General features: G+C 62.5%; 12 protein-coding genes and 1 pseudogene. 7 read left to right on the top strand and 6 right to left on the bottom strand.

Going from position 1 to position 14,218, the window contains the following annotated elements; all coding sequences use genetic code 11:
• The first annotated feature begins 145 nt into the window (after positions 1–145).
• A complete protein-coding gene (locus ACVWW1_RS02845) occupies positions 146–1,339 on the top strand; it encodes a CaiB/BaiF CoA transferase family protein (RefSeq protein WP_456654776.1) in 1,194 nt (397 codons plus the stop codon).
• A 4-nt stretch (positions 1,340–1,343) separates the two neighbouring features.
• On the opposite strand, the gene ACVWW1_RS02840 is transcribed toward ACVWW1_RS02845, so the two are convergent.
• The 5 genes from ACVWW1_RS02840 to ACVWW1_RS02820 form a co-directional block, all read right to left on the bottom strand.
• Positions 1,344–2,855, bottom strand: a complete 1,512-nt coding sequence (locus ACVWW1_RS02840) for a tripartite tricarboxylate transporter permease (protein WP_456654775.1) — start codon at positions 2,853–2,855, stop codon at positions 1,344–1,346.
• A gap of 24 nt (positions 2,856–2,879) precedes the next feature.
• The gene (locus ACVWW1_RS02835; RefSeq protein WP_456654774.1) at positions 2,880–3,422 is read right to left on the bottom strand and encodes a tripartite tricarboxylate transporter TctB family protein; all 543 of its coding nucleotides are present in this window, start codon (positions 3,420–3,422) and stop codon (positions 2,880–2,882) included.
• Positions 3,423–3,498: 76 nt separating this feature from the next.
• On the bottom strand, positions 3,499–4,599 hold the full coding sequence (mtnA, locus tag ACVWW1_RS02830; RefSeq protein WP_456654773.1) for an S-methyl-5-thioribose-1-phosphate isomerase: 1,101 nt from the start codon (positions 4,597–4,599) through the stop codon (positions 3,499–3,501).
• Positions 4,596–5,471: an S-methyl-5'-thioadenosine phosphorylase gene (locus ACVWW1_RS02825; protein WP_456654772.1), complete on the bottom strand. Its 876-nt coding sequence runs from the start codon at positions 5,469–5,471 to the stop codon at positions 4,596–4,598. Before ACVWW1_RS02825 ends, mtnA begins: the two co-directional genes overlap by 4 nt.
• Before the next feature lie 249 nt (positions 5,472–5,720).
• Complete coding sequence (locus ACVWW1_RS02820) at positions 5,721–6,695, bottom strand: Bug family tripartite tricarboxylate transporter substrate binding protein (protein WP_456656607.1); 975 nt, start codon at positions 6,693–6,695, stop codon at positions 5,721–5,723.
• Between the two features lie 748 nt (positions 6,696–7,443).
• Between ACVWW1_RS02820 and ACVWW1_RS02815 the strand changes: the two genes are divergently transcribed.
• Complete coding sequence (locus tag ACVWW1_RS02815; RefSeq protein ID WP_456656606.1) at positions 7,444–8,562, top strand: IS630 family transposase; 1,119 nt, start codon at positions 7,444–7,446, stop codon at positions 8,560–8,562.
• A gap of 372 nt (positions 8,563–8,934) precedes the next feature.
• Here ACVWW1_RS02815 and ACVWW1_RS02810 read toward each other — a convergent pair whose 3' ends face one another.
• Complete coding sequence (locus ACVWW1_RS02810; protein WP_456654771.1) at positions 8,935–9,321, bottom strand: hypothetical protein; 387 nt, start codon at positions 9,319–9,321, stop codon at positions 8,935–8,937.
• A 494-nt stretch (positions 9,322–9,815) separates the two neighbouring features.
• On the opposite strand from ACVWW1_RS02810, the gene ACVWW1_RS02805 reads away from it, so the two are divergent.
• The 5 genes and pseudogenes from ACVWW1_RS02805 to ACVWW1_RS02785 all read left to right on the top strand — a co-directional run bounded on the left by ACVWW1_RS02805 (position 9,816) and on the right by ACVWW1_RS02785 (position 14,201).
• A complete protein-coding gene (locus ACVWW1_RS02805) occupies positions 9,816–10,040 on the top strand; it encodes a hypothetical protein (RefSeq protein WP_456654770.1) in 225 nt (74 codons plus the stop codon).
• A gap of 88 nt (positions 10,041–10,128) precedes the next feature.
• Positions 10,129–10,512, top strand: a complete 384-nt coding sequence (locus ACVWW1_RS02800) for a hypothetical protein (RefSeq protein WP_456654769.1) — start codon at positions 10,129–10,131, stop codon at positions 10,510–10,512.
• Positions 10,513–10,659: 147 nt separating this feature from the next.
• On the top strand, positions 10,660–11,163 hold the full coding sequence (locus ACVWW1_RS02795) for a hypothetical protein (protein WP_456654768.1): 504 nt from the start codon (positions 10,660–10,662) through the stop codon (positions 11,161–11,163).
• 69 nt (positions 11,164–11,232) lie between these two features.
• Entirely contained in the window at positions 11,233–12,576 is a 1,344-nt protein-coding gene (locus ACVWW1_RS02790; RefSeq protein ID WP_176528776.1) for an IS1380 family transposase, read from the top strand.
• A gap of 282 nt (positions 12,577–12,858) precedes the next feature.
• A pseudogene (locus ACVWW1_RS02785) lies at positions 12,859–14,201 on the top strand (IS1380 family transposase).
• Positions 14,202–14,218: the final 17 nt, after the last annotated feature.

The raw sequence follows: 14,218 nt of genomic DNA, 5'->3' as shown, positions 1-14,218 counted from the left end.
GAGGCGGAGGCCGATCTGAACGGAACCATGCCCGTTTGTTTCCAGCCCGGTTTGTTGTCCGGGTAACAGTTGGAAAGACCTGTCAAATTGTCTATGGCAGATAGGCAGTAGCCCCAGAGCGGCCCGCCAAACAAGAGGTGTCTCAATGCCCTTCTCCCGCGCATCCCAAGCCCTGTCCCGGTTCACCGTGCTGGATTTGACCCGGGTCCGGTCGGGGCCGACATGCGTGCGCCAGCTCGCCGATTGGGGTGCCAACGTCATCAAGATCGACGCGCTGCTGGAAGATGGCGGCGGCGAGCAGCCGGGCGGCCCGCGCGGCGGATCCGACTTCCAGAACCTGCATCGCAACAAGCGCGCCATGACGCTGAACCTGAAGGATCCCAAGGGGCTCGAGGTGTTCAAGCGCCTCTCGGAACAGGCCGACGTCATCGTCGAGAACTTTCGGCCCGACGTGAAGGCCAAGCTCGGCATCGACTATGAGAGCGTGCGCAAGGTCAATCCGCGGATCGTCTACGGCAGCATCTCCGGGTTTGGCCAGGACGGCCCCTATCACAAGCGCCCGGGCTTCGATCAGATCGCGCAGGGCATGGGCGGCCTGATGTCGGTGACCGGCGCGCCCGGCGGCGGCCCGATGCGGGTCGGCATTCCCGTGGCCGACCTCACCGCTGGGCTGTTCTGCGCAATCGGCATCCTCACCGCGCTCTTGGAACGCGACGTGTCCGGCGAAGGCCAATGGGTGCAGACCTCGCTGCTCCAGGCGCAGATCTTTATGCTCGATTTCCAGGCGGCGCGCTGGCTGATGGAAAAGGAAGTCGCCAAGCAGGCCGGCAACAACCATCCGACCTCGATCCCGACCGGCGTGTTCAAGACCACCGATGGCTATATCAACATCGCCACGACAGGCGGGCGGATCTGGGAGCGCTGCGCACAGGCGATCGGCGCACCAGAGCTAGTCACCGACCCCGACTACGCGACCGCACCGGCGCGCTCGAAGAACCGCGACGCGCTGAATGCGCGAATCAACGCGCTGACCGAGACAAAGTCGACCGAGACCTGGGTGCAGGAGCTGAACGCCGCCGGTGTACCGTGCGGGCCGATCTATTCGATCGACCAGATGTTCGAGGATGCCCAGGTCAAGCATCTCGGCATGGCCCAGCACGTCCCCAATGACGAGAACCGGCACATCCAGCTGGTCAGCCAGCCCGTGACGCTGTCGCGGACTCCGAGCAAGATGGCGGCGCGCCCGCCGGAATTCGGCGAGCAAACCGAGGAAGTGCTGGCCGAGTTCGGCTTCGGCCAGGACGAGATCGCCGAGCTGCGGCAGCGCAAGGTCGTCTGACGCCTCACGCCTTTGCCGGCCGCACCAGACGCGCGACGCCGGCAAAAGCCCGATCGATCACCGGCCAGAACAGCAGCACGATCGCCAGGGTCGTGATGGTGCCGACCAGGCCGTTGGACCAGAACACCTTCATGTCGCCGCCGGAACCGATCATCGAGAGACGGAAAGCGTCCTCGGCACGGCTGCCGAGCACCAATGCGAGGGTGAATGGCGCGAGCGGGATTCCGATCTTCTTGAAGACGTAGCCGACGACGCCGAAGCCCAGCATCAGCCAGATATCGAACATCGCATTCTGGATCGCATAGGCGCCGATCGCGCAGGACACCACGATCATCGGGGCTACGGCCGCGAACGGCACGCGCAGGATCGAGGCGAAGATCGGCACGGTGGTCAGCACCAGCACCAGGCCTATGACGTTGCCGAGATACATCGAGGCAATCAGGCCCCAGACGAAATCCTTGTGCTCGACGAACAGCAGCGGCCCGGGGTTGAGGCCCCACACCATCAGGCCGCCGAGCAGGATCGCCGCGGTCCCCGAACCGGGAATGCCGAGCGCGAGCATCGGCAACAAGGCTGCGGTGCCCGAGGCGTGGGCGGCGGTCTCCGGCGCGAACACACCCTCGATACGGCCCTTGCCAAAACTTTCCGGATCCTTGGCGAAACGCTTCGCAAGGTTGTAGCCCATGAAGGAGGCCGCGATCGCACCGCCCGGCGTGATCCCGAGCCAGCAGCCGATCACGGACGAACGCAACAGCGTCACCCAGTATTTCGGTAGATCCTTCCACACCGAGAGCACGACGCGCAGGCTGATACTGGCGGCGTGCCCGCGTAGGGCCAGGCGCTCCTCCATCGTGAGCAGGATTTCGCTGATGCCGAACAGGCCGATGACCGCGACAAGGAAGTTGATGCCGCGCAGCAACTCGGCGGAGCCGAACGTCATGCGCAGCTGCCCGGACACCGTATCCATGCCGACGCCGGCGAGCAGCAGCCCGAGCGACATCGAGATCACGGTCTTGTGCTTGGCCTCGCGGCCGAGGCCGACGAACGAGCAGAAGGTCAGCAGATAGACGGCGAAGAATTCCGGCGGGCCGAACTTCAGTGCGAACGACGAGATCATCGGCGCGAGGAAGGTGATCAGCAGCACCGCGACCAGCGAGCCGATGAAGGACGACGTGAACGCGGCGGTCAGCGCTTCGGCCGCCCTGCCCTGCTGCGCCATCGGATAGCCGTCGAACGTGGTCGCGACCGACCAGGCTTCGCCGGGGATGTTAAACAGAATCGAGGTGATGGCGCCGCCGAACAGCGCGCCCCAATAGATGCAGGACAGCATCACGATGGCGGATGTCGGATCCATCGTGAAGGTCAAAGGCAGCAGGATCGCGACGCCGTTGGGGCCGCCAAGCCCAGGCAGCACGCCGACGAAGATGCCGAGCACGAGGCCGACCATCATCAACAGCAGCGTCTTCCACGTCAGCAGGACGGCAAAGCCGTGCAGCAGGAGACCGAAGGCTTCCATGTTCTCGAAATCCTGTCGGTTAGCTCAGTAGCCGAAGGCCGCTTCGAGCGGCCCCTTCGGCATGATGACGTCGAATGCGATGTCGAAGGTCACGAACATGGCGGCGGTGAAGACGAAGGCGGTGAGCAGCGACTTCCACAGCGCGATCTTGCCGACGAGGCGCATGAAGCCCGCGATCAGGAGGAAGCTTGCGACATAGAGGCCGAGATATTGGGTGGCGAGGCAGAACAGGAATGTCGGCACGAACACCGCCATCACCCGGCGAAACTGGGCGCGGGTGACAAAGGTCTCGGCGGCTTCCCGGCGCGAGACGAAGGCGGCGCCGAGGCCGTAGAGGCTGGCGGCGCCGAGAATCACCGAGAGATAGAACGGAAAGTAGCCCGGCTGCGGCCCGGTCGAGTCCCACGATGCGCCGGTGCGCCAATTATCCCAGCCGAGCACCAATGCGAGCGCGAGCAGCAGCAGCGAGACGATGACATCGACGGCGCCGGTGCCGACGACGGCCGGCGAATTCTCTTCAGGCGCGGTCGGATCGTCGACGACGATCTCAAGTTCGGTATTGGACATGGACTGGACGGTCTGGGTTGCGAGGGCAACGATTGGGATAGCGTGCTGAACCAATCACCGTCAATGCAGCCTTCAGCTAACGCCCGGAACGTTCGGGAAATGCGCTCGCAAGCGCAGCACGATTCGCGCTGAGGACGCCGCGCTCGGTGATCAATCCTGTCACCAGCCTCGCCGGTGTGACGTCGAAGCCGAAATTAGCGACCGAAGAGCCGTCCGGAACCACGCGCACGGTCTCGATCCGTCCGTCCGCCGTGCGCCCGGTGAGGTGCGTCACCTCGGCGGCCGCGCGCTGCTCGATCGGAATCTGCCTGACCCCATCATCGATACTAAAGTCGATGGTCGGCGACGGCAGCGCAACGTAGAACGGCACGTCGTTGTCGTGCGCGGCGAGCGCTTTCAGATAGGTCCCGATCTTGTTGCAGACGTCGCCATTGGCGGCGACGCGGTCGGTCCCGACGATCGCGAGATCAACCATGCGATGCTGCATCAGATGGCCGCCAGTGTTGTCGGGAATCACGGTGTGCGGCACGCCGTGGTGACCGAGTTCCCAGGCGGTGAGCGAAGCGCCCTGATTGCGCGGCCGCGTCTCGTCGACCCACACATGGACCGCAATGCCGCGATCATGCGCCTGGTAGATCGGTGATGTCGCCGTTCCCCAATCGACGGTTGCAAGCCAGCCGGCATTGCAATGCGTCAGCACGTTCACCGGCTCGCCCGGCTTCTTCGTCGCGGCGATTTTTTCGATCAGGTCGAGCCCGTGGCGGCCGATCTCGCGGTTGATCTCGACATCCTCATCGGCGATCTCGCGGGCGCGGGCATAGGCGGCTTCCGCCCGGGCTGAAGCTGCGAGCGGCGCGAGCGCGCGTTGCATCTCATCGATCGCCCATTTCAGATTGATCGCGGTCGGCCGGGTTGCAGCCAGCATCTTGCCTGCACGGTCGAGCGCCGCATCGGAGGAATCGGCACGTATCGCGAGCGCCATGCCATAGGCTGCGGTGGCGCCGATCAGCGGCGCGCCGCGCACCAGCATCGAGCTGATGGCTTCGCCGGCCTCCTCAGCCGTCGTGATTTTTGCAATGATGAACTCATGCGGCAATCGTCGCTGATCGATCGCGCCGACGGACCAGCCGTCGGGCTCGAGCGAGATACTGCGAAAATGCCGTCCATCGACCTTCATCCGCGCAACATCCTTCCAGCCACGGCATCGAGCTTCGCCAACAACTGAGGATCGCGCGCCGCAGGCGCGGTGATCAGCGCGGTGTCCAGCGCGCGGTCCGAACCGATCGGACACGGCTCGTGCGCGCGCGGGAAATCCCGCGCCAGACGCGCGACCAGCGCCTTTGCCTTCTCGGCGTTCGAATTCAGCACGCGGATGATATCCTGCACCGTCACGGCATCATGCGCCGGATGCCAGCAGTCGAAATCGGTGACCATCGCCACGCTGGTGTAGCAGATCTCGGCCTCGCGGGCGAGCTTGGCCTCGGGCATGTTGGTCATGCCGATCACCGAATAGCCCTGCGCCTTGTAGGTCAGGCTTTCGGCGAGCGAGGAGAATTGCGGCCCCTCCATGCACAGATAGGTGCCGCCGCGCGCGAACGCGATGCGCTCGGCCTCGGCTGCGGCGGCGAGATGCTTGACGAGCAGCGGCGACACCGGATGCGCCATCGACACATGCGCGACGCAGCCCTTGCCGAAAAACGAGCTCTCGCGCTTGTACGTGCGGTCGACGAACTGATCGACCAGCACAAACGTCCCGGGCGGCAGCTCTTCCTTGAACGAGCCGCACGCAGACAGCGCGACCAGGTCGGTGACCCCGGCCCGCTTCAGTACGTCGATATTGGCGCGATAGTTGATGTCGGACGGCGACAGCCCGTGTCCCTGGCCGTGTCGCGGCAGGAACACGATCGGCAATCCCGCCATCTCGCCGCGGCGCAGTGGCGCGGACGGTTCGCCCCAAGGGCTCGTGATCGCTTCCTCGCGGACGTTTGCCAGGCCCGGCAGATCGTAGATGCCGGATCCGCCGATGATACCGAGAACGGCTTTGGTCATGATCGCTCCTCACGGTCCCGCAACGACGACGGAGGGGTGACCCAGCCCGATCGGGCTCGCCGGACGTTTGACCATACTGCGGCGCAATAATCGCTGCGCCGCTGCCGCTTGCAAGCCAATTCCGAACGGGCAGTGAATCGATCGGGCCTGTCATTCTGGGGCGCCCGAAGGGCGAACCCGAAATCTCGAGATTCCGGATTCGATGCTCCGCATCGCCCGGCATGACGGCGGACCTCACAACCCCGACCGCTATTTCGCGACGAAGCCCGCCGAGTTCATTAGCGAGGCATTGAGCTTGTCGTCATCCTCGAGGAATTCGACCATGTCCTTGCCGGTGAGAAAGATCGGCTTCAGCGCTTGCTTTTCCATATAGTCCTTGTACTCGGGCGTCTGCGTCACTTTCTGGAACAGGTCGACATAGAACGCCTGCTGCTCCTGCGTGACTTTGCCCGGCAGGAACATCGCGCGCAGCATCAGATACTGCACGTCCAGCCCCTCCTCCTTGCAGGTCGGGATATCGTTCCAGGATTGCGTGTCGGTGACCGTGGTCTTGTAGGAGATGCGCTCCTTGTCGAACACGCAGAGCGCGCGAACCTGTCCGGCGCGCCAGACCTCGAGATTTTCGCTCGGATTGTTGACGTTGGACTCGGTGTGGCCGCCGACCAGCTGGGTCGCGGCCTCGCCGCCGGACTTGTAGGGCAGATAGGAGAATTTTGCGCCGGTCTTCTGCTCCATGAACACGGTCAGCACGTGGTCTTCGCGCTTGGAGCCCGTGCCGCCCATCTTGAACGGCGCGCTCGCGGCCTTGGCGGCCGCGATGAAATCCTTGATGGTCTTGGGGCCCGACGCATTGTCCCACAACACGAATTGGTCGAGCGCGATCACCGACACCGGCGTCAGGTCGCGCCAATTGAAGGGAATCTTGGCCGACAGCGGCAGCATGTAGATCAGCGAATAGGCGATCAGCACCTTGTTGGGATCGCCCTCGCTGGACTTCATGTACATCAGCGCTTCCGCACCCGACGCGCCGCCCTTCAGCGAGACCACCATCGGCTGCTTCATCAGATTGTTCTTCTGGATTGCCGCCTGCATCATGCGCGCCATCTGGTCGGAGGCGCCGCCGGCGCCGGCCGCAACCACAATCTCGACCGGCTTGCTCGGCTCCCAGCTGGCGAACGCCGGCGTGCTCAGCAGCAGGGTGGCGATGGTAGCCGCGGCTTTCACAATCTGTCGCACGTGTTTCTTCCCTATCTATTTGTTCGGCTTGGCAGAACCTGCGAGAGGCGGATAGCGGTCATTGTGCCGAGAATGCAGTTGAGTTCAAGCCGCGAACCTGCCGCATGATCTATGACTTTTGATCATGGGGTCGAGGCTTCGAGTTAACTCCGCGCTCACCAAACAAATTCAATCGCTTAGACTGAAATTCGACCAACCTAAAAATTCGCCGTGTGGGCATTGTGTTGGCAGACGCATCGCGCGGCTCGATGGCTGCGGCCGCCGCGCGGTGCACGTCCGCCATGATAAGCAGCGCGGCCCGGCTTTCGGGTAGCACCACCCTGTCCGCTTCGCTTCGGCAGATGCGCTCAAGGCGTCAATAGCCGTCGAGCTTGGACGCCATGGCTGCGGATCAGATTCCCGCCCGGATTTGCCGTCAAGGTCCGGCAAGCCCAATCTCGGTCAGCAGGCCGGTTTCACACAAGCGGTGAGTGAATCGTGCAGAATCGAAGATCGGTCACTTAACGCGAGCGCCACGGATCTACGGTGGATTCGCTCGGTGGAAAAGCAGAAGGCCGGCGTTGCTCCGCCGGCCCTCCAAGCCCACCGAGATGGCTCCCTGCGCGGGGGCGGCTCCGGCTTGCCCCCGGATCCACCACCCCTAGTGTCCCGAGTCACAAGTTCGCAATCGTAGATTCGCAGTAGGTTCGCGTCGCTGTGCCAAGGCTGGGAGGCAGCAGCAGTGACGGAGGATCTGATGGCGGTCCGGCAACTTGCCTCCCTGACATTGAGTGATGAAGAGCGCGCCGAACTGAAGGCGCTGACGACGCGGCGGAAGACGGCGCAGGCGCTGGCTCTGAGAGCCCGGATCGTGCTGACCTGCGCGGAAGGCGGTCAAAACAAGGAAGTGGCGGCCAAGCTGGGCTTGGGCCGGTCAACGGTAGGCAAGTGGCGGCGGCGCTTTGTGGAGCGGCGCGTGGACGGGCTGCGTGACGAGCCCCGCTCCGGAGCGCCACGTACGGTTGACGATGCCCGCATCGAAGCCCTGATCGTAAGGACGTTGGAGAGTTGCCCCGAGAACGCCACCCATTGGAGTTCCCGCGGCATGGCGAAGGCCAGCGGCCTGTCGGTGTCGACGGTGCAACGCATCTGGCGGGCCTTCGGGCTCCAGCCGCACCGGCTGGAGACGTTCAAGCTCTCGACCGATCCAAACTTCGTGGCCAAAGTGCGCGACGTCGTGGGCCTTTACGTCTCGCCGCCGGAGCACGCCATCGTTCTCTGTGTGGATGAGAAATCCCAAATCCAGGCACTGGACCGCAGTCAGCCGATGCTGCCGATGCGTCCCGGCCAACCGGCCCGAAGAAGCCATGACTACACAAGGCACGGCACCACATCGCTGTTCGCCGCCCTCGACATTGTCAGTGGACGGGTGATCGGCAAGTGCTACGGACGCCACCGTGCTGTCGAGTTCCGCAAGTTCCTCGACGAGATCGAGGCTGCCGTGCCGCGCGACCTCGACGTCCATTTGGTCATGGACAATTACGCCACGCACAAGACGCCATTGATCCGAAGATGGCTCGCCAAGCGGCCCCGGTGGCACGTGCACCTGACCCCGACCAGTTCGTCATGGCTCAACCAGGTCGAGCGCTTCTTCGCACTCCTGACCGACAAGAAGATCAGACGCGGCATCTATCGAAGCGTTGCCGCCCTCCGGGCAGACATCGCTTCCTTCATCGACCGGCACAACGCCGATCCCAAGCCGTTCCGCTGGACTAAGTCCGCCGATGACATCCTGGCATCCATCGAACGCTTCTGCCGGTACAACGCTCCGCCAAATCCAGATTCGATATCGCGAACTTCTGGTCCACCACACTAGTAGCTTGCACTATCGTTGCCAGCCCGGCAACCGCTCGTTGTCGTGTATTGCTGTGGACATCAGCGGAGGGATTGTTGCGAGTGCCCGGAATGTCGACCATTCCTCTGCAAGAATTGCGTCGTCGCCTTGTCCGAGCGATGGCAGAGTTGCCGTCGAATGCATCGTTGGAGGAAGACCCGCTTTCACCCGACGTAATGCGATCGGTCGGAGATGTCAGTGCTTCGCTTAGTGCGACCGGCAATGTGATGTTCATGGGCGAATCTCAAGTCGCGATAAACGGACTCAATAACAGCAAGACTCGCGTCGCCAATTTCCACAAGCTGCGGATGATCCTTCAAAAGGCTCTATCCGAGACCGAGCCAGATATCGATCTTACCAGCACCGCGGCCCACACTCGACCGACTCATTCGGGCAATCCGTGGCATGTGCAGCTCCCACCTTTTCAACAGTTAGCGGTTTACCCCGGCACCATTCGCAAAACCGTCCCTGAATACCTATCTTCCGGGCATGGCAATCGTCCGAAAACTCCTCCAAATCCCGCCGGAGACCGCCCGGAAAGTTGCCGCCAAAATCCGACTGTTCCATGCCGCGCGTGGCGCAATCAAACGGGACGAGATTGCCGCGGATACGAGGCACTTGCTCCTCGAGCATATGCTCAAAGGCGCTCAGCTGCGGCTTGTGGATGTCCTCGAACTGTTCGAGCTGATGCGATGACCAAAGACGCATTCGACCGATGGCGAGAAGCGCCTGGGGAGTCAATCTGACGATCCTGGTCGAGATTTGGCGTCCGGTCTCCCGGCTCTCACCTGAAGATCGACTGAACCGAGACAAGGTCAACGAAACCGTAGCCCGACACAAAGAAGAGCCCGACGCCCTGCGCGGGATGAGGACTGAGATACGCGAAATCAGGAAGGGCCGCTAAGTGCTCGTACTCTCTTCGAGTAGTCGCACGCCCACCGTAAAAATACGGTAGCAGCCGCCTCAAGCTCGCTAAGGGATAAGATCAGCCCTTTCGTGTGCTATATACTTGTTGATTGCCAACCTTCGATGTCCCACCATTGACCGGCTTGAAAGATGATATCGCTCATCTTCGCCGGAAGAACATCGGAGACGGTACTGACCACTTCAGCTTGCGAGTTCGGCTTTGAAGGTCCGGCATCAAAGCGCTCAGAGGGGCTCTCTCGGGACGGCCGATAGCTGCACCGGATCAAGATCAAGAGCCGGACGCATACGGCAATGTCGCGGAGGTTCAAGTGAGTGCCCTGCTCTCCGATTGGGAAAAAGTAGTCCCGGCCCTCATGATGGCTGTTGGCCTCGTGCTGGTGCTGATTGGCTTCGTTGCCAGGAGCCGGCACAAGCTATCCGAGGAAGCAACCGAGGAGGAGCATCAGGTGGCGCCACGGCCGCAGATGGCACCGCTGCCGCGCCTGCTATCCACTGAACGCTCGGACAGACGAAATCCTGCCGACGCCAGTTAGGGCTTGCCAATGTGTAATTGGTAGGCAAAGAGTGCTTTTTATAGCAAGAATCGCATTTTACTATGATTGTATTGGGAACGGGGGGACGATGGCTTCATTTAAGCCGCTGATGCCATTTTTTATGGTTTATGGATTTGGTACTTTGATCACGATCGGGCACTTCTACCGCAAGCACGAAGGGCGCCTGGGTGCGCGGCAGATCGTCTGCGTCTTCGTCTGGCCGCTTTGGTGGTTGCTGGACAACGGCATCGGCAAAACCTTCGACGCTATTGCCGATGCCACTATGGGGACTGAGGGGCGTGCAGCCATTTGGTTTGGAATAGGACTTTTCTCTGCAGGACAATTTCTATTCACCAATTGGGAGACGTGCAGTGGAGTGGCGTGCACTGGCGTTCTGTTGAAGAGCTCCGCGATGATTTTCCCACCAGTTGGAGCAGCCTACCTGACTTGGCTTGTTTCTCAATTTGGATAGAGGGCTAGATAGCGGTCCTATGAATCACCCTGAAGAAATTCGCAAAAAGAAGCTTTCAGAGCGGCTGGTCCAACGCCTCAGGCAGAGCAGTCCGTGGGGCTTTGTTGAGATAATTTGGACCTTCCTCTTTAAGACCTGATCGGCACGTTGATAAAGATCAACAAGTGGCACATTCTCGCGGCGTCGCTCGCTGTTTACGTTCCGATCGGGCTCTATCTCGACACTCTTCCGCCCTCGGAGGATCCGAGCATCCTGCGCGGGCCGTTCGAGTATTATGGTGGCAACGCTTGGCGCTATCAGCTCACAATTCCAAACTCCATAGCCGACACCCCCGAAGCGCCTCGCCAGTCGCAACTTGAACTGACCGAGGACGGACGACTTCTCGGGCCGGCTCACTGCCAGGATATTGAGATTGGAGATGAGGGCCGCGGCCGCTTCGCTTATCGAAAGGACGATTGGACTGTCCTCTACTTCTCTACCAGCGACAATAGCGACCCCAACACGAATGGACGGGTGTATCGCGCAATCGACCCAATGGCGAAAGACCCTTTCGCGTCCCTGAGGATTTCGCCCCGCAAGCCTTGGATTTATTGGCTACTAGCCCGTCTTATTCATCAGCGGCTTGTTGAGAGGCTGGCGAGCGTGGCGTAAGCCGCTGAGATGGCGTAGGATTCGGTTGCTGACACCCACCCTCCGCGCATCCGGGCCGCCACACTCGCCATGACCGACGATACGAGTCTGCCGTTCTCATTTCCAGCCGTTTCCCGCAAGAAGATCACAGCCTCGTTCGACGGCGGCAAGCTGACGTCGGATGGCGGCGTCATGCTTCTGGCCATGGCGGACCGGCGCCTCGGCTTGGCCGCGAAGTTGTCCTGCGTATTCCCCGAGCGGCGCGATCCGGGACGCATCGTGCACAGCCTTGCGGATATGATCCGCGCCCGCATCTTCGCCATCGCGTGTGGCTACGAGGATGGCAATGATCTCGATCGTTTACGCGGCGATCCGGCGTTCAAGCTGGCTTGCGGCCGACTGCCGGACACTGGCCGGGATCTGTGTTCGCAGCCGACCCTATCGCGCCTGGAGAATGCACCACACCTGCGCGAGGTGATCCGGCTGAGCTCTGTGCTGGTTGACCTATGGATGGACAGCTACGCGCGAGCGCCGAGCGCAATCACGCTCGACATCGACGACACGGTCGACGTGGTGCATGGCCGTCAGCAACTCTCGCTGTTCAACGCCCATTATGATGAACACTGCTTCCTGCCGATCCACGTCTACGACACCGAGCACAGCCGGCCTGTTGCGGTCATCCTGCGCCCCGGCAAGACGCCGAGCGGCCGCGAGGTGCGGGCACACCTGCGCCGCCTGGTTCGGCGCATTCGCCGGCGCTGGCCCGATACGCGTATCACCTTCCGCGGCGACAGCCATTACGCCGGCCCCGAGGCGATGACTTTTTGCGAGCAAAACGGCGTCGATTACATCTTCGCGCTAGCCGGCACGAAGCCGCTCGCCAGAAAGGTCGACGAGGTCTGTGATGCATTTCGAACCGAACGTGCGATCGAGAACAAGATCGTGGTTCGCGGCTACACCGAGACCCGCCACGCGGCCGGCTCCTGGCATCGTGAGCGCCGCGTCGTCGCCCGCATCGAGGCAACCCAACAAGGGCTCGACGTCCGCTACGTCGTCACCAGCCTGGATATCGGCTCGGCTGAGTGGATCTATGACAGCCTCTATTGCGCTCGCGGACAGGCCGAGAACCTGATCAAGCTGCACAAGACCCAGCTCGCCTCCGATCGCACCAGTTGCCGCTCGGCGCTCGCCAACCAGGTCCGCCTCGTCTTCCACACCGCCGCCTATTGGCTCATCCTCGCCGTGCGCGATGCCATCCCAAAGCCGCGCGATCTGGCAACGGCCGAGTTCAACACGATCAGGCTCAGGCTTCTCAAGATCGCAGCCCGCGTCATCGAGACCGCCACCCGCGTCCGTCTCGCCTTCGCTGCGGCGTGCCCCGACGCCGACCTGTTCCGCGGCTTGGCAAACGCTCTGGTCCCGCAAGCACCCTGACGCGCGGGGCATGAGCCCCCGGTCACCCCGCTGCCGTCCTCCAACGCGTTCACGAAGTCGGGTCGAAAAGCGGCGAAAAAGCCGAAGCGTTCGCCCGCGCCTTCACCCCGACCGGAAATGTTCCAGCTGCCCCGCCCGGCAATCATGAATAAGACGGGCTAGCCCGTCTTATTCATCAGCGGCTTGTTGAGAGGCTGGCGAGCGTGGCGTAAGCCGCTGAGATGGCGTAGGATTCGGTTGCTGACACCCCACCCTCCGCGCATCCGGGCCGCCACACTCGCCATGACCGACGATACGAGTCTGCCGTTCTCATTTCCAGCCGTTTCCCGCAAGAAGATCACAGCCTCGTTCGACGGCGGCAAGCTGACGTCGGATGGCGGCGTCATGCTTCTGGCCATGGCGGACCGGCGCCTCGGCTTGGCCGCGAAGTTGTCCTGCGTATTCCCCGAGCGGCGCGATCCGGGACGCATCGTGCACAGCCTTGCGGATATGATCCGCGCCCGCATCTTTGCCATCGCGTGTGGCTACGAGGATGGCAATGATCTCGATCGTTTACGCGGCGATCCGGCGTTCAAGCTGGCTTGCGGCCGACTGCCGGACACTGGCCGGGATCTGTGTTCGCAGCCGACCCTATCGCGCCTGGAGAATGCACCACACCTGCGCGAGGTGATCCGGCTGAGCTCTGTGCTGGTTGACCTATGGATGGACAGCTACGCGCGAGCGCCGAGCGCAATCACGCTCGACATCGACGACACGGTCGACGTGGTGCATGGCCGTCAGCAACTCTCGCTGTTCAACGCCCATTATGATGAACACTGCTTCCTGCCGATCCACGTCTACGACACCGAGCACAGCCGGCCTGTTGCGGTCATCCTGCGCCCCGGCAAGACGCCGAGCGGCCGCGAGGTGCGGGCACACCTGCGCCGCCTGGTTCGGCGCATTCGCCGGCGCTGGCCCGATACGCGTATCACCTTCCGCGGCGACAGCCATTACGCCGGCCCCGAGGCGATGACTTTTTGCGAGCAAAACGGCGTCGATTACATCTTCGCGCTAGCCGGCACGAAGCCGCTCGCCAGAAAGGTCGACGAGGTCTGTGATGCATTTCGAACCGAACGTGCGATCGAGAACAAGATCGTGGTTCGCGGCTACACCGAGACCCGCCAGCGGCCGGCTCCTGGCATCGTGAGCGCCGCGTCGTCGCCCGCATCGAGGCAACCCAACAAGGGCTCGACGTCCGCTACGTCGTCACCAGCCTGGATATCGGCTCGGCTGAGTGGATCTATGACAGCCTCTATTGCGCTCGCGGACAGGCCGAGAACCTGATCAAGCTGCACAAGACCCAGCTCGCCTCCGATCGCACCAGTTGCCGCTCGGCGCTCGCCAACCAGGTCCGCCTCGTCTTCCACACCGCCGCCTATTGGCTCATCCTCGCCGTGCGCGATGCCATCCCAAAGCCGCGCGATCTGGCAACGGCCGAGTTCAACACGATCAGGCTCAGGCTTCTCAAGATCGCAGCCCGCGTCATCGAGACCGCCACCCGCGTCCGTCTCGCCTTCGCTGCGGCGTGCCCCGACGCCGACCTGTTCCGCGGCTTGGCAAACGCTCTGGTCCCGCAAGCACCCTGACACGCGGGGCATGAGCC

Source organism: Bradyrhizobium sp. JR3.5, from assembly GCF_054057015.1.
Note: the sequence above shows the minus strand (reverse complement) of the source record. Positions and strands in the feature narration are given on the sequence as shown.

What these genes read in the sequence shown, in the direction of transcription:
- ACVWW1_RS02845 (WP_456654776.1), top strand. Translation starts at nt 146, where the DNA reads ATGCCCTTCTCCCGCGCATCCCAAGCCCTGTCCCGGTTCACCGTGCTG.
- ACVWW1_RS02840 (WP_456654775.1), bottom strand. Translation starts at nt 2,855, where the DNA reads ATGGAAGCCTTCGGTCTCCTGCTGCACGGCTTTGCCGTCCTGCTGACG.
- ACVWW1_RS02835 (WP_456654774.1), bottom strand. Translation starts at nt 3,422, where the DNA reads ATGTCCAATACCGAACTTGAGATCGTCGTCGACGATCCGACCGCGCCT.
- mtnA (WP_456654773.1), bottom strand. Translation starts at nt 4,599, where the DNA reads ATGAAGGTCGATGGACGGCATTTTCGCAGTATCTCGCTCGAGCCCGAC.
- ACVWW1_RS02825 (WP_456654772.1), bottom strand. Translation starts at nt 5,471, where the DNA reads ATGACCAAAGCCGTTCTCGGTATCATCGGCGGATCCGGCATCTACGAT.
- ACVWW1_RS02815 (WP_456656606.1), top strand. Translation starts at nt 7,444, where the DNA reads ATGGCGGTCCGGCAACTTGCCTCCCTGACATTGAGTGATGAAGAGCGC.
- ACVWW1_RS02800 (WP_456654769.1), top strand. Translation starts at nt 10,129, where the DNA reads ATGGCTTCATTTAAGCCGCTGATGCCATTTTTTATGGTTTATGGATTT.
- ACVWW1_RS02790 (WP_176528776.1), top strand. Translation starts at nt 11,233, where the DNA reads ATGACCGACGATACGAGTCTGCCGTTCTCATTTCCAGCCGTTTCCCGC.